The organism is Stenotrophomonas sp. STEN056, assembly GCF_056759635.1.
This window is the reverse complement of sequence record NZ_JBRRDL010000015.1, coordinates 62,807-80,557: the sequence shown is the minus strand read 5'-3', so window position 1 is coordinate 80,557 and position 17,751 is coordinate 62,807. Positions and strand designations below refer to the sequence as shown.

Genomic DNA, 17,751 nt, shown 5'->3' with positions numbered 1-17,751 from the left:
GCCAAGGCCGCTCCTACCGCCACCCGCTGATTTCCACTGGCGCTCCAACGGTCGCCCCAGCGGGCGACAAGGCTGGCAAAATAGGCGATTCCGCCGTTTTGCGAAGCCCTCCCATGCGCCTGTCCCGCTTCCACCTGCACACCACCAAGGAAACCCCCGCCGACGCCGAGCTGATCAGCCACAAGCTGATGCTGCGCGCGGGCATGATCCGCAAGCTGGCCTCGGGCCTGTACACCTGGTCGCCGCTGGGCCTGCGGGTACTGCGCAAGGTGGAAGGCATCGTGCGCGAGGAAATGAACCGCGCCGGCGCGGTGGAGCTGCAGTTGCCGACCATCCAGCCCAAGGAGCTGTGGGAGGAAACCGGGCGCTGGGAGAAATTCGGTGGCCAGTTGCTGAAGATCAAGGACCGCAAGGAGCAGGAGTACTGCTACAGCCCGACCGCCGAAGAAGCGATCACCGACTTCGCGCGCCAGGAGCTGGCCAGCTACAAGCAGCTGCCGGTCAATTTCTACCAGGTGCAGACCAAGTTCCGTGACGAAATCCGCCCGCGTTTCGGCGTGATGCGCTCGCGCGAGTTCCTGATGAAGGATGCGTATTCCTTCCACCTGGACGACGCCAGCCTGGTGGCCGAATACGAAAACATGAAGGCCGCCTACACCCGCATCTTCACCCGCCTGGGCCTGGAGTTCCGCGCGGTGCAGGCCGATTCGGGCGCCATCGGCGGTGATGCCTCGCAGGAATTCCATGTGATCGCCGATTCGGGCGAAGACGCGCTGGTGTTCTCCACCGGCTCGGATTACGCAGCCAATGTCGAAGCAGCCATCGCCGCCGACCCGGCACCGCGCGCGGCTGCCAGCGAAGCACTGCGCAAGATCGACACGCCCACGCAGAAAACCTGTGAGGACGTGGCCGCACTGATGGGCATCACCCTGCTGCGCACGGTCAAGTCGATCGCGGTGATGACCACTGAGAACGCCTTCGTGCTGGCACTGGTGCGCGGCGACCACGAGGTCAACGAGATCAAGCTGGCCAAGGTGGCCGGCCTGGCCGATTACCGCATGGCCAGCGAAGCGGAGATCGCCGAATACCTGGGCAGCGAACCCGGCTTCCTGGGCCCGCTCAATCCGCGCAAGGCAATCCGCGTGGTGGCCGACCGCGACGTGGCGGCGATGGCCGATTTCGTCGTCGGTGCCAACGAAAAGGGCTTCCACATTGCCGGCGTCAACTGGGGCCGTGACCTGCCCGAGCCGGAAGTGGCCGATATCCGCAACGTCAAGGCGGGCGACCGCGCGCGTGATGGCGGCGAGCTGAAGATCACCCGTGGTATTGAGGTGGGCCACGTATTCCAGCTGGGCCGCCAGTATGCGCAGGCACTGAAAGCCACGGTGCTGGATGAAAACGGCAAGGCCGCGGTAATGGCCATGGGCTGCTATGGCATTGGCGTGTCGCGCATCGTCGCCGCCGCCATCGAACAGAACCACGACGACGCCGGCATTCTGTGGCCGGCCGCGATGGCGCCGTGGCAGGCCGTGGTCTGCATGATCAATCCGAAACAGGATGCCGCGGTGATCGCCGCCGCCGAAGCCCTGCTGGCCGATCTTCAGGCTGCCGGTATTGACGCGGTGCTGGACGACCGTGGCCTGCGCCCGGGCGCGATGTTTGCCGACATGGAGTTGATTGGCATCCCGCACCGCATCGTGGTATCCGAGCGCGGCCTGGCGGCAGGCACGTTTGAATATCGCGCACGCAATGCCAGCGAAGCTGAGAACCTTGACCGCGCCACGGTTCTGCAGAAAATCATCGGGTAATCTGCAAAGGCCGGGAAACATCCCGGCCTTTTCATTTGCACATAACACTAAAAACGGTATTTGGTTTGTCATCCACACCGCGCGCCCGTATTCTTACGGCGCTGCCACGGATTGGCTTTCCCTTGAACCCATTATCCGGAGTAGTCCATTAGATGAGTATTGATCTGAGCAGCCTGTCGGCCAAAGAGCTGGCTTCCCTGATTCGTGATGCCCAGAAGCGCAAGAGCATCGTTGCCAAGCGCCAGCCGATTACCAAGGTCCGTGCCCAGCTGACTGCCGCTGCCAAAAAGGCCGGCTACAGCATTGAAGAACTGTTCGGCGCTGGCGCACCTGCCGCCAAGGCCCCGCGTGCTGCCAAGGCCGCCAAGGGCGCCAAGACGGGCCGCACCCTGCCGAAGGTGGCGCCGAAGTATCGCAACCCGGCCAACCCGGCCGAAACCTGGACCGGCCGTGGCAAGCAGCCGCGCTGGCTGGCTGAGTTCACCAACCAGGGCCGCAAGGTCGAGGACTTCCTGATTCAAAAGTAATCAGGGTTACAAAATGAAAGCGCCGGCGAATGCCGGCGTTTTTTATTGTCTGTCGTTACAGATTCTTGCGTGCGGGCACCAGCAGGTTGCCGAACAGCAAACCAGCCACCAGCGCCATCACCACGTTCAACACCATGAGCAGGGCGGACTCGCCGGCATTCACGTTCTGCTGCTGGGCCAGGTTCAACACGCCACGCAGGCTGATGCTGCCCGGCACCAGCATGATGATGCCGGGCAGGCGGATGATCGCCCCCGGCCGCTGCACCACGCGGCCAAACAGATTGCCGGCCGCGGTGAGCAGCATCGCCGCCAGGAAGATACCGGCCGGGCCGCCCCACAGTTGGCCGCCATAACGGGATATGGCATAACCGGCCAGGGAAGCTGCCATTACCCACGGATAATCCCGCCTGCTGGCGCGGAACAGCATGGCGAAGGCAAATGAAGCCACCAGCACCGAGCCCCATTCCACCCAGTCCGACTGCGGCCGCGAAGCCTTCACCACCGGCTCCAGGCCGATGAAACCGGCGATGGTGACCGCGATCATCGCGCCTACGGTGAGTTTCATGATGGTGGTCAGCGCGCCGGCAAAACGGGCCGTCCCCGAGACCCAATGCTGGCTGGCCAGCTCATTGACCGCATTGGTCAGCGCCATGCCCGGCAGCAGAATCACCAACGACGCGATGATGGTGGAATTCAAATTCAGCGGCCCGATGAACGAGGCCACCAGCACCGCCACGAATCCGGCCAACGCTGCCGCCAGCGCATCGGCGGCCTCGCGCGTGGCGACCCTGCGGTCGGTATAGAACAGCAGCAGGCCGATCAGCAGGCCGGTAACACCGGCCGTGGCGATATCCAGCCATGGCAGCCGCCACAGCCCGGCCACGCCGGCCGACCCCAGGGTGAAAGACAGCAGCAGCTGGATTTTGCCGCGCACGCCCGGGTCTTTATCCAACTGCCGCAGTGCCGTGTGGCCCTGGGCGATACTCATGCGCGCGGTGGAAACCGCCTCAGCGATCTCATCGGCCATGGCCAGTTTATGCAGATCGGTATCGCCCGGCCCCAGGCGGATGACGCGGGTGATGTCACTGGAGCCGATGGCCTGGGTTGGATCACTGAAACTCAGAATCAAACCAGTGGGGTTTGACCAGGGTTCGCAATCCAGGTCCAGTTGCTGGGCCAGGGCCACCACGGCCGCCTCCAGCCGCTGCGCAGTGGTGCCATAACGGTGCAGCCGGCCGGCCATTTCTGAAACAAAGGCCACGCGCTGTGCATAGGTCGCCCGGCTGGGGGCCGAGACAGGAATGGAAGCAAGGTCGGCAGACATGCTCGGTAGTATCGCCCGAAGCGGAAGCAATGCATCATCCGCGCTCCACGGATGACAGGGTATTCTCGGCATCAGATGCCAATGATGACGAACACCTCCCCACCCAGCTGCACGATGGAACCCGGTACCGAAGGCCTGCTGCGGCTTTCCGGCAGCTGGACGCTGTCCACTGCGACTAGCGCGGTGAAGGCCCTGGAGGCCAACACCCAGGCCGTCACCGGCATTGATGCGCAGCAGATCGACCACCTGGATTCAGCCGGCGTGCTGTTGTTGCTGCGCTTCGTGCACAAGGCCGGGCTGGCCGACGACAGCCTGCTGTTCCGCGAGGAGCACCGGGCCCTGGTCTGCACCATCGAAGAAGTTGCCGACGAACGCCCCAGGCCGCAGCGCGACTACGGCGTTGCCGCGGCGCTGGAGCGGTTGGGCCGCTCGGTGCAGGCCATCGGCCGCAACATCGTGGTGCTGGTCAATTTCCTGGGCGAAAACCTGTCCAAGCTGGCGCGCCTGGTGCGCCAGCCGCGGCGCCTGCGCCTGACCGCCACCGTCAACCAGATGGAACAGGTGGGCCTGGACGCCGTGCCCTTGGTAGCCCTGTTGTCCTATCTGGTGGGCGCGGTGATTGCCTTCCTCGGCTCGACGATCCTGCGCGACTTCGGCGCGGAGATCTATGTCGTGGAACTGGTGAACATCGCCTTCCTGCGCGAATTCGCCGTGCTGCTGACCGCCATCGTGCTGGCCGGGCGCACCGCCAGCGCCTTTACCGCACAGATCGGCGCGATGAAGGCGCGCGAGGAGATCGATGCCATCCAGACCCTCGGCCTGGATCCGATCGACCTGCTGGTACTGCCGCGCGTGCTGGCGCTGCTGGTGATGCTGCCATTGCTCACCTTCATCGCGATGCTGGCCGGTTTGGCCGGCGGCATCACCGTTGGCGCGTTCGACCTGGGCATTCCGCCGCAGATGTACCTGGCGCGCATGCACGAGACCATGGAGGTGCGGCATTTCCTCGTCGGGCTGTCGAAGGCGCCGGTGTTCGCGCTGATCATCGGCCTGATCGGCTGCCTGGAAGGCTTGAAGGTGGAAGGCACCGCGCAATCGGTGGGCGAGCGCACCACCTCCAGCGTGGTGCAGACCATTTCGCTGGTCATCATCCTCGACGCGATGGCCGCGTTGTGGTTCATGCACATGGACTGGTAGGCGGAGTCCCCGGACGATGATGGCAATCCCTTCCAACAAGGCAGAGAAGCCGGCCGACGCGCTGGCCATCCGCGTGCGCGGGCTGGTCAACCGTTTCGGCAGCCAGACCGTGCATGAAGACCTGGACCTGGACGTGCGCCGTGGCGAGATCCTTGGCGTGGTCGGCGGCTCGGGCACCGGCAAATCGGTGCTGATGCGCTCCATCCTGGGCCTGCGCAAACCCGATGCCGGGCAGATGGAAGTGCTGGGCGTCGATGCCCGCTCGGACAAGCCGACCGACCGCCTGCAGATTGAACGCAACACCGGCGTGCTGTTCCAGGATGGCGCCCTGTTCTCCTCGCTCACCGTGGGTGAGAACGTGCAGGTGCCGCTCAAGGAGCACCACCCGGAATTGAACGAGCGCTGGCACTACGAGCTGGCCTTGTTGAAGGTGAAGCTGGCCGGGTTGCCGGCGGATGCCATCAACAAGCTGCCCTCGCAGTTGTCCGGTGGCATGCGCAAACGCGCCGGGCTGGCGCGCGCGCTTGCGCTGGATCCACCGCTGCTGTTCCTGGACGAACCCACCGCCGGCCTGGATCCGATTGGTGCAGCGGCGTTCGACCACCTGATCAAGACCCTGCAGGAAGCACTGGGTTTGACCGTATTTCTCATCACGCACGACCTGGACACGCTCTACGCCATCTGTGACCGGGTGGCGGTACTGGCCGACCGCAAGGTGGTGGCCTGCGCGCCGCTGCCGGAAATCGAACAACTCGACCACCCGTGGATACGCGAGTATTTCCACGGCCCCCGCGCCCGCGCTGCGCGCGGCATTCAGTCCGAGAACGCCTGACCATGGAAACCAAAGCCAACTACGTTCTGATCGGCGCCTTCACCCTTGTGGTGGCGATGGCCCTGCTGGTGTTCGGGCTATGGGCCGCCAAATACTCCTCCGACCGCACCTGGCAGGATTACCGGGTGGTATTCAACGAGGCCGTCACCGGCCTGTCGGTCGGCAGCCCCGTGCAGTACAACGGCATTGCGGTGGGCTCGATCACCGAGCTGACGCTGGCGCCGGATGATCCGCGCAAGGTCATCGCCAAGCTGCGGCTCAATTCGACCACGCCGGTGAAGACCGACACCCGCGCCAAGCTGGCCATCACCAGCCTCACCGGGCCATCGATCATCCAGCTCAGCGGCGGCACGCCACAGGCCGCGGCGCTGACAGCCGCCAGCCGGGAGCCTGTCCCGACCATCGCCACCGCCCCCTCGGCGCTGCAGAACATCACCGATGTCGCCAACCGTGTGGTCGAGCGCATGGACCAACTGCTCAGCGACAAGAACGTGGATCGCATCTCGACCACGCTTGCCCACCTGGAGACCATCAGCGGTGGCCTGGCCAGCCGCGATGAAGGCACGCAGGCGTTGTTGATCGAAGCCCGCGACGCCGCACGCAACCTCAACACCACGCTCAACACCGCCAATGGCGCCATCGCCCACCTGGACCAGCACGTGCTGCGGCAGTTGCCGGCCACGCTGGACAAGCTCGATACCAGCCTGGGCAAGCTGGATTCGGCCGCCGGCAATGCCGACGCCATCCTTGGCGAGAACCGCGCCGCCATCAACAGTTTCGCCAACGACGGCCTGGCCCAGCTTGGCCCGACCCTGACCGAACTGCGCGGCCTGATCCGCGACCTGCGCCGGGTCAGCGACCGGCTGGAGAACAACCCGGCCCGCTACCTGCTCGGCCGCGATGCACCGAAGGAGTTTGAACCGAAATGAAGTTCTCCCAGCCGATCAAACTGCTCATTCCCGCCTGCCTGCTGATGCTGGCCGGCTGCTCGGTGCTGGCCGGCGGCGACCGCCAATCCACCACCATCTACGCGCCGCAGGTGCGCATCAGCGCCGATCCCGCATGGCCGCAGGTGGCCTGGCAGCTGTCCATCGCCAAGCCCAGCGCCGCCCGCCTGGTCGACAGCCCGCGCATCAACGTGCGCCCCAGCCCAGGCGAACTGGAGGTGTACCGCGGCGCAACGTGGTCGCAACCGGCCACCGACATGCTGGAAGACACACTGCTGCGTGGCTTCGAGGATTCGGGCCGGATCAGCGCCGTCGCGCGTATCGCCACCGGCATCCGCTCGGACTACAAGTTGACTACCGACCTGCGCCGCTTCGAGGCCGACTATCGCGGCGGCGACGTGCCTGCAGCCACCATCGAGCTCAATGCCAAGTTGATCCACAGCATTGACCAGCGCGTGGTTGCCTCACGCACCTTCCTGACCGTCGAACCGGCAAGCTCGACGGAAGTCCCCCAGGTCGCAAAAGCCTTTGAAATCGCCCTGGACAAAACCGCGACGGAGCTGATCGGCTGGACCCTGCTCAGCGGGCAGCAGGACGCCGCTCAGCAGGCCGCGCCGATATCCAGCGGAAAGTAAGATTGATCCGCTCGCCCATCGGGCGGGCGGTCTTCGGCAGCGAATGCTGATAAAAGCGCTGGGTATCGCCGGCCATCACCAGCAGATCGCCATGGGCGAGCAAAAATTCGGTGGTCTGCGAAGGGGCGTCACGACGGCGCAGCAGGAAACGCCGCGTTGCCCCCAGGCTCAACGAGGCAATCACGGGGCGCTCACCCAGTTCCGGTTCGTCGTCACTGTGCCAACCCATGCTGTCGCGGCCATCGCGATAGCGGTTGATCAGCACACTGTTGAATGGCACCGCGCAGGCCTGCTGCAGCCGCTCGCGCAACGGCAACAACGCGCTCGGCCAGGGCCGGGGCACGAAATCAGCCCCCGAATAGCGGTAGTGCGCCTGCGGATCACCAACCCAGCAACTCAACCGCGGTGAATCCACCCAGCGCCCGAACATGCGGATGCGGTGGATTTCCCACGGCACCTCGTCCAACAAGGCCAGCATCAAGGCATCAGCCTCGGCAAGCTGTAGCCAGCCGGGATGGCGGCGGAGGTCAGCATTGATATGGTCGACGGGAAACAGCATCGGGAAACCCTATCACGCTCGATCCACACGGCATTTGCCCGGTTCAGCACGAATCCTGAAAATGGTGACATGCTCCCTCAGTTTTCCGGAAAGTACATGTCCGCGCCTTCGGTCCCCCGCCCCCAACCAAACCGCTCACAGCGACTTCGCGACGGGCGGTCTTGGGCATGAAGCGATACCTGCAGGCGGCGCAGCGTTCGATCCAGCAGCACGGCGGCGGTATCAGCGGACTTCTCTCCGTCCTCCGCCGTGCGTTCAGGATTATTTCGGCGATGGGAGTACGTGGAGTACTCGGACGCTTGCAGTCTGCAAGTGCCGTACGCACGGTCATTCCCGACGGCGCAGATGAAACACCGCTGCCAGCTCCGACACCATTGTCGGCATTCGACCTGCGCGTTGGCGTAATGGCACATGTGTTCTACCCGGACCTCATCGACGAGTTCACTGAAACACTGCAGAAGATGCCGGTTCCATTCGCCCTGCTCGTCTCCGTCATCGACGCAGACGCAGCCGCCCAGATCCAGGCACGAATGGGCAACCTCCCCAAGCTGCTGCAACTTTCGGTCAAAGTGGTGGAGAACCGCGGCCGCGACATCGCGCCTTTTCTGGTTGCCTTCAACGACGAGATTCTCGAACTGGACCTGATTGGTCACATACATACCAAGAAGTCGCTGTACACCGGCAGTGAGCAGAGCTCCTGGCGCCAGTACCTGCTCACTGGATTGTTCGGTTCCTCCCAGCGCATCGCCTGGATACTGGGCATGTTCCAGGCCATGCCAAAGCTGGGCCTTGTCTACCCGGAAAGTCACGAGAACGTGCCGCTTTGGGCCCACACCTGGCTAAGCAATGGCCCCGCGTGTGATGCCTTGGCTGCGCGACTGGGCATCGCCCTGCAGCACAACCGATACATCGACTTTCCCGCTGGGTCCATGTTTTGGGCGCGCGTGGAAGCGTTGCGCCCACTGTTTGAGCTGCGACTTAAGGTAGAGGACTTCCCCTTTGAGCAAGGGCAAGTGGACGGTACCCTGCAGCATGCCGTCGAACGTCTGTTTGGCCAGGTTGTCCGCCACCATGGATTCCGTCTCGGGATTCTTCCTGCCGACGGTAGGCTGTCACTGGCTTCTGAAGGTCTGCGCAATGCCGAGGCTGCGCTTGACTCCGACCAGGCCGGACGCATGCAGCTGGCCGCGATAGGCGCAACCACCATCAGCGTGGACGTCTTCGACACGCTCGTCATCCGCCCCTTTCTCACGCCAGCCGCCTCCCGCGCCCACCTTGCCTGGCGCATTGAACGCGACCTTGGCGTCCATGAGTTCTCACGGCTTCGCGATGACGCTGAGGCCGCCCTTCGTAGCCGCCTGCAGCGCGATCCAACGTTACGGGAAATCCACCAGCAACTGGCCCTCCAGCTTAACCACCCTTCACTTGAAGCGGCCAATCTGATGCGCGCTGAACTGGAGCACGAACAGACACAACTACGTCCACGAACCGGCGTACTTGATGCATTGGCACTGTTGAATCCACCGAAGCTGTTCGCGCTTTCGGACATGTACCTGGACAGGGCGGATCTCAAACAGGTTCTACCGAAGGCGGTGACAGACATCGTCCAAATCCTGCATGTTTCCTGCGAAACCGGGTTGCGCAAGGATCAACTACAGAGCTGGGACGAACTTGCCCGCCGTGAGGGTATCGATACAACCCACTGGCTCCATGTCGGCGACAACGAGCATGCCGACATACAGCTCCCACAGCTGGCCAAACTGCTGACCCCGGTACATGTTCTCCGTCCGGCAGCATTACTGGACATCATTCCCGCACTGCGGCCGCTGCGCCCCCCTGCCGGAATACTTGCAGCATGGCCTGAGCAGTTGTGGCGCGGACTACTCGCCAACCGCTTCACCTCCATTCTGGACACGTCACCGCAACGTCTGCGTGGACGCCCGCAGTTGGCACCGGAGGATCTGGGTTACACCGTGCTTGGACCATTGCTGCTGGACTTCCTGCTGGCAATGTTGCGTTCAGCCACCCGGCACTCCGTCGACAGCATTCTGTTCCTGAGTCGCGAGGGACATCTGCTGCATCGCGCCTTTGAATCCCTGCGTCCATTCCATCGCAATGCGGCACAACTGGAGGCGCATTACTTTCTTGCATCACGACGGGCAACGGCTCTGCCGGCCATGCATCACGCCCAAGACCTTGAGCTGCTGCTTGAAGGAACATTCAACGGCACACTTGAGCAGCTGCTGATTGCGCGCGCCGGCCTTCCTGCCCGCGATGCCGTTGCCAGCATCGCCCCGGAGCTGCTTGGACGTGATGTCTTCTTGCCTGAGATGGCAGCCTCCCTCATCGAATGGCTGCAACCAGCGGCTCCCGCGTTGCTCACCTTGGCCACACAGGCACGCAGCGACTACCTTGACTACTGGTCAACGCTCTCCTTGACCACCAACCCCATGGTGATTGACCTGGGATACGCCGGCACCATTCAACGCAACCTCTCCCGCATGCGGAAGCGGCCCCTCGGAGGTTTTTACATGGCGCTTCGCGCCCGCGCCAGGCAGTTGCAGGAGCAAGGCTGGGCTGAAGCCCGCTACTTCGATGGCAGGCAGGAAGAACACGAAACCTGCTCCCCCATTCTGGCCAATGACCTTCTATTGGAGGCATTGCTTGGCGCACCGTCGGGCCAATTCAACGGATTCAAAGCAGCAGCCGACATGCAGCCGGCCCAGCCTTGTTTCGGCCCAATAGAGTTGACCGCGCAAGGGCTGCAAGCACTGGAACTCACTCACCAAGGGGCGCTGGAATTCATCAATGACATCTGCGCAATGATCGGCCAGGACATCACCGACATCGAACTGGACCCTGCAGGCGTGCAGATTCCATTGCAATGCTTGGCCGATGGTCGATGGAATGCAGATGCAGCTTTGCAGTTGCTCGCCACCGAAGACAGTTTTACCGGCCGCGGCAACGTCGCGGCCGGTAAAACTCCGACTTAGCGGCTGAACGCCACGCCGGTCTTTTCCTTCAGCTCGTCATCGCTGACGCCCGGTGCCGCTTCCACCAGCACCAGGCCGCCTGCGGTGACGTCGAACACGGCCAGGTCGGTGATGATGCGGTTGACCACGCCCACGCCGGTCAGCGGCAGCGTGCATTCGGGCAGGATCTTGTGCTCACCGTTCTTGGCGGTGTGCTCCATCAGCACCACCACGCGCTGCACGCCGGCCACCAGGTCCATGGCGCCGCCCATGCCCTTGACCATCTTGCCGGGCACCATCCAGTTGGCCAGGTCGCCCTTGTCGGTGACCTGCATCGCGCCGAGGATGGCCAGGTTGATGTGGCCGCCGCGGATCATCGCAAACGAATCATGGCTGCCGAAGTAGCTGGCACCGGCACGCGCGGTGACGGTCTGCTTGCCGGCGTTGATCAGGTCGGCATCCACTTCGCTTTCGGTCGGGAAGGGGCCGATGCCGAGCAGGCCGTTTTCGGACTGCAGCCACACATCCACGCCGTCGGGAATGTGGTTGGCCACCAGCGTCGGCAGGCCGATGCCCAGGTTCACATAGGCGCCATCGGTCAGCTCGCGGGCGGCGCGTTGCGCCATTTCGTCACGGGTCCAGGCCATTTCAGTTCCCCTCCTGACGCACGGTGCGCTGTTCGATGCGCTTCTCCGGCGTTGCGTTCAAAACGATGCGGTCCACATAGATGCCCGGCAGGTGCACCTGGTCCGGATCAATGCTGCCAACCGGCACGATTTCCTCCACTTCCACCACGCAGACCTTGCCGGCCATGGCGCAGGCCGGGTTGAAATTGCGCGCGGTCTTGCGGAACAGCAGGTTGCCGGCTTCATCTGCCTTCCACGCCTTGACCAGCGCGACATCGGCCTTGAGCGCGGTTTCCAGCACATAGTGCTTGCCGTCGAATTCGCGGGTCTCCTTGCCTTCAGCCACGATGGTGCCGTAGCCGGTGGCGGTGAAGAACGCCGGAATGCCGGCACCGCCGGCACGCAGGCGCTCGGCCAGGGTGCCCTGCGGGTTGAATTCCAGCTCCAGTTCGCCGGCCAGGTACTGGCGCTCGAACTCCTTGTTCTCGCCCACATAGGACGAAATCATCTTCTTGATCTGGCGGGTTTCCAGCAGTTGACCCAGGCCGAAACCATCGACACCGGCATTGTTGGAAATGGCGGTCAGGCCCTTGACCCCGCTGTCACGCAGCGCGGCAATCAGCGCCTCGGGGATGCCGCACAGTCCGAAACCGCCCACGGCCAGGGTCTGGTCATCGGCCACGATGCCGGCCAGGGCCTGCGCGGCGCTGGCAAACACCTTGCCACGCTGGCCGGTCTGGGTTGAGAGATCGCTCATCGCTTCACGCCCACAGTAGTAATGATTCGCGCATTCTAGCCATTGTCCGGGGGCTGCCGCCTTGGACGTTCGTCCAGTCCGCAGACAGCTACGGCGCCTCTGGACGACTAAACTAGGCTTCTTTCACCAGCAGGACGCGTGCATGCCCCTTCCCGCCTTCAAGGCTTATGACATCCGCGGCCGCGTGCCCGGCGAACTCAACGAAGACATGGCCCGCAAGATCGGCAAGGCCCTGGCAGCCCAACTGGGCGCCGGCCCGGTGGTGCTGGGCCACGATGTGCGCCTGACCAGCCCCGGCCTGCAGGAGGCGCTTGCCAGCGGCCTGCGTGGCGAGGGCCGTGACGTCATCGACATCGGCCTGTGCGGCACCGAGGAGGTGTATTTCCAGACCGACCACCTGCAGGCTGCCGGCGGCGTGATGGTCACCGCCAGCCACAACCCGATGGACTACAACGGCATGAAGCTGGTGCGCGAGATGGCCAAGCCGATCAGCTCGGACACCGGCCTGTTCGCCATCTCCGATGCGGTTGCTGCCGATGACAGCGCCGCGCAGCCACCGCGTGCAGAGCAGCGCCCGCAGCACGACAAGAGCGCCTACATCCAGCATCTGCTCAGTTACGTGGACGTTTCCGCGCTGAAGCCGCTGAAGCTGGTGGTCAATGCCGGCAACGGCGGCGCGGGCAGCATCATCGACCTGCTGGCACCGCACCTGCCGCTTGAATTCGTACGCATCTGCCATGAGCCCGATGGCAATTTCCCCAATGGCATTCCCAACCCGCTGCTGCCGGAAAACCGTGACGCCACCGCCAACGCAGTGCGCGAGCATGGCGCGGATTTCGGCATCGCGTGGGACGGCGATTTCGACCGCTGCTTCTTCTTCGACCACGAAGGCCGCTTCATTGAAGGCTATTACCTGGTCGGCCTGCTGGCCCAGGCCATCCTGTCGCGCAACCCGGGTGGCAAGGTCGTCCACGACCCGCGCCTGACCTGGAACACCGTGGAGATGGTGGAAGCGGCCGGCGGCGTGCCGGTGCTGTGCAAGAGCGGCCACGCCTTCATCAAGGAGAAAATGCGCGCTGAGAATGCCGTCTATGGCGGCGAGATGAGCGCACACCATTACTTCCGCGAGTTCGCTTATGCCGACTCCGGCATGATCCCGTGGCTGCTGATCGCCGCACTGGTTTCGAGCAGCGGCACATCGCTGGCCGCGCTGGTTGAAGACCGCATCGCGCGCTTCCCCTGCAGTGGTGAAATCAACTTCAAGGTCAGCGATGCCAAGGCCGCCGTGGCGCGCGTCATGGCGCACTTCGCCGCGCAGTCGCCCGCACTGGATCACACCGACGGCATCAGCGCCGATTTCGGCCAATGGCGTTTCAACCTGCGCAGCTCCAACACCGAGCCGTTGCTGCGCTTGAATGTGGAAACCCGGGGCGATGCCACCTTGCTTGCCGAACGTACCGCTGAAATTTCCAAACTGATCACCGCCTGAGGAACGCCATGAGCCAGATCCTGCCCGTCATCCTCTCCGGTGGTTCCGGCACGCGGTTGTGGCCGCTGTCGCGCGAAGCCTATCCCAAGCAGTTCCTGCAACTGTCCGGGACGCACAGCATGTTGCAGTCCACCTGGTTGCGGGTGGCCGATGTGGCCGCAGTGCCGCCGATCGTGGTTGCCAATGAGGCGCACCGCTTTGTCGCGGCCGAGCAGTTGCAGCAGGTCGGTACGACACCATCGGCCATTCTGCTGGAGCCGATCGGTCGCAACACCGCGCCGGCGATTGCCGCGGCCGCGCTGGAAGCACGCCGCAATGGGGATGACCCGTTGTTGCTGGTGCTGCCGTCGGACCATTTGATCCGCAACGTCGCGCACTTCCACCAGGCCATCGTTGAAGCGGCCACCATTGCCGAACAGGGCAAGCTGGTCACCTTCGGCATTCAACCGACCGCGCCGGAAACCGGCTACGGCTACATCAAGGCGGCCTCCGGCGAAGGTGCTCGCGCCATCGAACGCTTTGTCGAAAAGCCCGACCTGGCCACCGCCGAAGCCTATGTCGCCTCGGGCGAGTACTACTGGAACAGCGGCATGTTCCTGTTCCGTGCGTCACGTTACCTGGAAGAACTCGAGCGCCTGCAGCCGCAGATCCTCGCTGCCTGCCGTGCATCGTGGGACAAGGCACGCCGTGACAGCGACTTCATCCGCCTGGATGCCGAGGCCTTCACCGCCAGCCCGTCGGATTCCATCGACTACGCGGTGATGGAGAAGACCAGCGCTGCGGCGGTGGTGCCGCTGGACGCCGGCTGGAGCGATGTCGGCTCGTGGACCGCGCTGCGTGATGTCTCCGACCAGGATGCCGACGGCAACGCGCACCGCGGTGATGTGATCGCCATCGATTGCCACAACACGTTTGCCTATGGCGAGCGCCTGATCGCAATGGTCGGGCTGGACGACATCATCATTGTTGAAACCGACGACGCGGTGCTGGTCGGCAAATCCGACCGCATGCAGGAAGTGAAGGATGTCGTCGCACGGCTGAAGGCCGACGGCCGCAGCGAGGCGACATGGCACCGCAAGGTCTACCGTCCGTGGGGTGCCTACGACTCCATCGACAACGGCGAGCGTTTCCAGGTCAAGCGCATCACGGTCAAGCCCGGCGGCACCTTGAGCCTGCAGATGCATCACCACCGCGCCGAGCATTGGATCGTGGTCAGTGGCACGGCCGAAGTCACCCGCGGTGATGAGGTGCTGCTGCTTACCGAAAACCAAAGCACCTACATCCCGCTCGGTGTCACCCATCGCCTGCGCAACCCGGGCAAACTGCCGCTGGAACTGATTGAGGTGCAGTCGGGCAGCTATCTGGGCGAAGACGATATCGTGCGCTTCGAGGACACCTACGGCCGCGCCTGAGTCCGCAGCATCGTCACCCTGAAAACCCCGGGCTTTCCCGGGGTTTTTCATGGGAACAACACAGCGCCGTTCAACAATGCGATCGGCCTGCGGGAACAGGATCGCGACCTGCGGATCATGCCCGTAGGAGCGACCTTGTTCGCGAAGCCGATGGAGCTGAAGCGCGCGAGCTGGCTGCAATCACATATGGCTCCGCATCTGGCTGATTCATAGCTTCGCGACCAAGGTCGCTCCTACGGGAAGGCGGAAAAAGAAACCCCGGCATGGCCGGGGCTTCTCCTTGTCTGCTTACGCTTTGGCAGCCGCAAGTTCCGCCATGACGTGGCGCAAGCCGTGTTCCCACGGTGGCAGCACGATGCCGAAGTCCTGCTGCAACCTGCGGTTGTCCAGCACCGACCACGATGGCCGCTTGGCGGGGGTCGGGTACTCGGCACTGCCGATTGCATGCACCACGGGCGCCTTGGCAAGCAGCCCGGCCATTAGCGCCTCACCGAAGATCGCCTCGGCAAAACCGTGCCAACTGGTCTGCCCGGAAGCGGTGAGATGCCACGTGCCAGAGAGTCGGCCCGGATGCTGCAAGGCCTGCGCGGTGACATCGGCAATCAGTGCGGCTGACGTCGGTGTGCCGATCTGGTCGGCCACCACGCGCAACTCGTCACGGTCCGCGCCCACGCGCAACATCGTGCGCAGGAAATTGGCACCGTGCGAAGCGTAGACCCAGGCGGTACGGAAGATCAGGTGGCGCCCACCCGCAGCACGCACGGCTTCTTCACCGTCACGCTTGCTGGTGCCGTACACGCCCAGCGGCGCGGTGCGCTCCTCCTCCCGGTACGGCGCGGTGCCTTCACCGTTGAACACATAGTCGGTGGAGTAATGCACCATCGGCACGTCATGCGCCGCGCACCACCGCGCGATCACGCCAGGCGCCTGCGCATTGGCAAGGAAAGCCGCTTCCGGCTCCTGCTCGGCACGATCCACTGCCGTGTAAGCGGCGGCATTGACGACCACCGACGGCTGCAGGCGATCCAGCAATGCAGGCAGGCTGTCGGGCTGGGAGAAGTCGGCGATTTCACAGGCGCTGCCATCCGGCAGCTTGCCACTGCGCGTCGTCGCCATGACATTGCCCAGCGGCGCCAAGGCACGCAGCAGTTCCTGGCCTACCTGGCCATTGCCACCAAACACCAGCACGGTCACGGCAGATAAACCGGCAGGCGGTCTTCGGCAATGTCCTTCAGGAAGGGCGCGTTCTCGTCCTTGGCGGACAAGGTCGGGCCGCTGATCGGCCAATCCACGCCGATGTCGGCATCATTCCAGCGCACGCCGGCATCGGCTTCCTTCAGGTACACCTCGGTGCACAGGTAGCTGAACACCGCCCGTTCGGACAACACGGCAAAACCGTGCGCAAAGCCTTCCGGAATCCAGAACTGGCGCTTGTTCTCCGCGCTCAGCACCACCGCCTCCCAGCGCCCGAAGGTCGGCGAGCCGCGACGGATATCCACCGCCACATCGTAGACCTCACCTTCCAGCACGCTGACCAGCTTGCCCTGCGGGCGTGGCCATTGGTAATGCAGGCCACGCAGCACACCCTTGCTCGACGCCGACACGTTGCTCTGCACGAACTTGTCCGGCAGGCCAAGCGCCTTGAAGCGCTCTGCGTTCCAGGTCTCGAAGAAAAAACCACGCTCATCGCCAAACACCGCCGGTTCGATGACAACGCAGCCCGACAATGCGGTTTCAATTACTTTCACGGAACAATTCCTCGTTCGACCAGCTTCTGCAGGTACTGGCCATAGCCATTCTTCAACAGCGGCGCAGCCAGTGCTTCCAGCTGCCCGGCGTTGATCCACCCTTGCCCATAGGCAATTTCCTCCGGACAACACACCTGCAGGCCCTGGCGGGTCTGGATGGTCTCGATGAAGTTGGAGGCCTCCAGCAACGACTGGTGCGTGCCGGTGTCCAGCCAGGCGTAACCCCGTCCCAGCGCTTCAAGCTGCAACGAGCCTTCGTCCAGGTAGCGCTGGTTGAGATCAGTGATCTCCAGCTCGCCACGCGGTGAAGGCTTCAACGCGGCCGCATAGTCGCTGGCATTGCCGTCGTAGAAATACAGGCCGGTCACCGCATAGTTCGAACGCGGCTTCTCGGGCTTCTCGACCAAGCCAACCACCCTGCCGTCCTTGTCGAACTCGGCCACGCCGTAGCGCTCCGGGTCGTTGACCCAATAGCCAAACACCGTCGCTCCCTGTTGCTGGGCATCGGCGCGCTTGAGCACCTCGCGCAGGCCATGGCCATGGAAGATGTTGTCACCCAGCACCAGGCAACTCGGCTTGCCACCGACGAAATCACGACCAATCAGGTACGCCTGCGCCAGGCCATCAGGGCTGGGCTGCACGGCGTATTCAATGTTCATGCCCCACTGCGAGCCATCACCGAGCAGTTGCTGGAACAAGGCCTGTTCGTGCGGGGTATTGATGATCAGCACATCACGGATACCGGCCAGCATCAGCACGCTGAGCGGGTAATAGATCATCGGCTTGTCGTAGACCGGCAGCAGTTGTTTGCTAACCCCCTTGGTGATCGGGTACAGGCGAGTGCCAGACCCGCCGGCCAGGATGATGCCTTTGCGTTGCGTCATTTCCAGATTCCTTTTTGGCAAAGTGCCGTAGTGC

At 63.6% G+C, this 17,751-nt stretch carries 15 protein-coding genes and 1 pseudogene; 9 read left to right on the top strand and 7 right to left on the bottom strand.

Annotated features, from left to right (window positions below; all coding sequences use genetic code 11):
• Positions 1–113: 113 nt before the first annotated feature.
• Complete coding sequence (locus ACVOLO_RS10005) at positions 114–1,808, top strand: proline--tRNA ligase (RefSeq protein ID WP_481570116.1); 1,695 nt, start codon at positions 114–116, stop codon at positions 1,806–1,808.
• A gap of 152 nt (positions 1,809–1,960) precedes the next feature.
• Positions 1,961–2,332 (top strand): annotated as a pseudogene (locus ACVOLO_RS10000) (H-NS histone family protein); the annotation flags it as partial.
• Positions 2,333–2,390: 58 nt separating this feature from the next.
• On the opposite strand, the gene ACVOLO_RS09995 reads toward ACVOLO_RS10000, so the two are convergent.
• Entirely contained in the window at positions 2,391–3,659 is a 1,269-nt protein-coding gene (locus ACVOLO_RS09995) for a threonine/serine exporter family protein (protein ID WP_481570115.1), read from the bottom strand.
• An 84-nt stretch (positions 3,660–3,743) separates the two neighbouring features.
• Here ACVOLO_RS09995 and ACVOLO_RS09990 point away from each other — a divergent pair, with 84 nt between their 5' ends.
• From ACVOLO_RS09990 to ACVOLO_RS09975, 4 genes are read left to right on the top strand one after another with little or no spacing between them, the layout of a single operon-like run.
• Entirely contained in the window at positions 3,744–4,856 is a 1,113-nt protein-coding gene (locus tag ACVOLO_RS09990) for an ABC transporter permease (protein WP_481570114.1), read from the top strand.
• A 16-nt stretch (positions 4,857–4,872) separates the two neighbouring features.
• The gene (locus tag ACVOLO_RS09985; protein WP_481570113.1) at positions 4,873–5,688 is read left to right on the top strand and encodes an ABC transporter ATP-binding protein; all 816 of its coding nucleotides are present in this window, start codon (positions 4,873–4,875) and stop codon (positions 5,686–5,688) included.
• Between the two features lie 2 nt (positions 5,689–5,690).
• Positions 5,691–6,617 carry an MlaD family protein gene (locus tag ACVOLO_RS09980; RefSeq protein WP_481570112.1) on the top strand — a complete coding sequence of 309 codons (927 nt, stop codon included), beginning with the start codon at positions 5,691–5,693 and terminating at the stop codon, positions 6,615–6,617.
• Complete coding sequence (locus ACVOLO_RS09975; protein WP_481570111.1) at positions 6,614–7,270, top strand: ABC-type transport auxiliary lipoprotein family protein; 657 nt, start codon at positions 6,614–6,616, stop codon at positions 7,268–7,270. Before ACVOLO_RS09980 ends, ACVOLO_RS09975 begins: the two co-directional genes overlap by 4 nt.
• Here ACVOLO_RS09975 and ACVOLO_RS09970 read toward each other — a convergent pair.
• Positions 7,215–7,829, bottom strand: coding sequence for an alpha-ketoglutarate-dependent dioxygenase AlkB family protein (locus ACVOLO_RS09970; RefSeq protein WP_481570110.1), 615 nt, complete (start codon positions 7,827–7,829; stop codon positions 7,215–7,217). The genes ACVOLO_RS09975 and ACVOLO_RS09970 overlap by 56 nt on opposite strands.
• A 167-nt stretch (positions 7,830–7,996) precedes the next feature.
• Here ACVOLO_RS09970 and ACVOLO_RS09965 point away from each other — a divergent pair, with 167 nt between their 5' ends.
• Positions 7,997–10,822: a rhamnan synthesis F family protein gene (locus tag ACVOLO_RS09965; RefSeq protein ID WP_481570109.1), complete on the top strand. Its 2,826-nt coding sequence runs from the start codon at positions 7,997–7,999 to the stop codon at positions 10,820–10,822.
• On the opposite strand, the gene ACVOLO_RS09960 is transcribed toward ACVOLO_RS09965, so the two are convergent.
• A complete protein-coding gene (locus ACVOLO_RS09960) occupies positions 10,819–11,448 on the bottom strand; it encodes a CoA transferase subunit B (RefSeq protein ID WP_481570108.1) in 630 nt (209 codons plus the stop codon). The two genes, ACVOLO_RS09965 and ACVOLO_RS09960, sit on opposite strands and share 4 nt — an antisense overlap.
• A gap of 1 nt (position 11,449) precedes the next feature.
• Complete coding sequence (locus ACVOLO_RS09955) at positions 11,450–12,184, bottom strand: CoA transferase subunit A (protein ID WP_481570107.1); 735 nt, start codon at positions 12,182–12,184, stop codon at positions 11,450–11,452.
• Between the two features lie 142 nt (positions 12,185–12,326).
• Between ACVOLO_RS09955 and ACVOLO_RS09950 the strand changes: the two genes are divergently transcribed.
• Together ACVOLO_RS09950 and ACVOLO_RS09945 are read left to right on the top strand one after the other, a co-directional pair.
• Positions 12,327–13,673 (top strand): phosphohexomutase domain-containing protein, encoded by a 1,347-nt coding sequence (locus ACVOLO_RS09950; RefSeq protein WP_481570106.1) that lies wholly within the window; start codon positions 12,327–12,329, stop codon positions 13,671–13,673.
• Between the two features lie 8 nt (positions 13,674–13,681).
• On the top strand, positions 13,682–15,085 hold the full coding sequence (locus ACVOLO_RS09945) for a mannose-1-phosphate guanylyltransferase/mannose-6-phosphate isomerase (protein WP_481570105.1): 1,404 nt from the start codon (positions 13,682–13,684) through the stop codon (positions 15,083–15,085).
• A gap of 288 nt (positions 15,086–15,373) precedes the next feature.
• Here the strand turns inward: ACVOLO_RS09945 and rfbD are convergent, their stop codons facing one another.
• Genes rfbD through rfbA form a run of 3 tightly spaced genes read right to left on the bottom strand, consistent with a single transcriptional unit; the run spans position 15,374 to position 17,717 of the window.
• Positions 15,374–16,279 (bottom strand): dTDP-4-dehydrorhamnose reductase, encoded by a 906-nt coding sequence (gene rfbD / locus ACVOLO_RS09940; RefSeq protein ID WP_481570104.1) that lies wholly within the window; start codon positions 16,277–16,279, stop codon positions 15,374–15,376.
• A complete protein-coding gene (gene rfbC / locus ACVOLO_RS09935) occupies positions 16,276–16,833 on the bottom strand; it encodes a dTDP-4-dehydrorhamnose 3,5-epimerase (RefSeq protein WP_481570103.1) in 558 nt (185 codons plus the stop codon). The genes rfbD and rfbC overlap by 4 nt, the downstream gene beginning before the upstream one ends.
• Positions 16,830–17,717 carry a glucose-1-phosphate thymidylyltransferase RfbA gene (gene rfbA, locus ACVOLO_RS09930; RefSeq protein ID WP_481570102.1) on the bottom strand — a complete coding sequence of 296 codons (888 nt, stop codon included), beginning with the start codon at positions 17,715–17,717 and terminating at the stop codon, positions 16,830–16,832. Before rfbA ends, rfbC begins: the two co-directional genes overlap by 4 nt.
• Between the last annotated feature and the right edge of the window lie 34 nt (positions 17,718–17,751).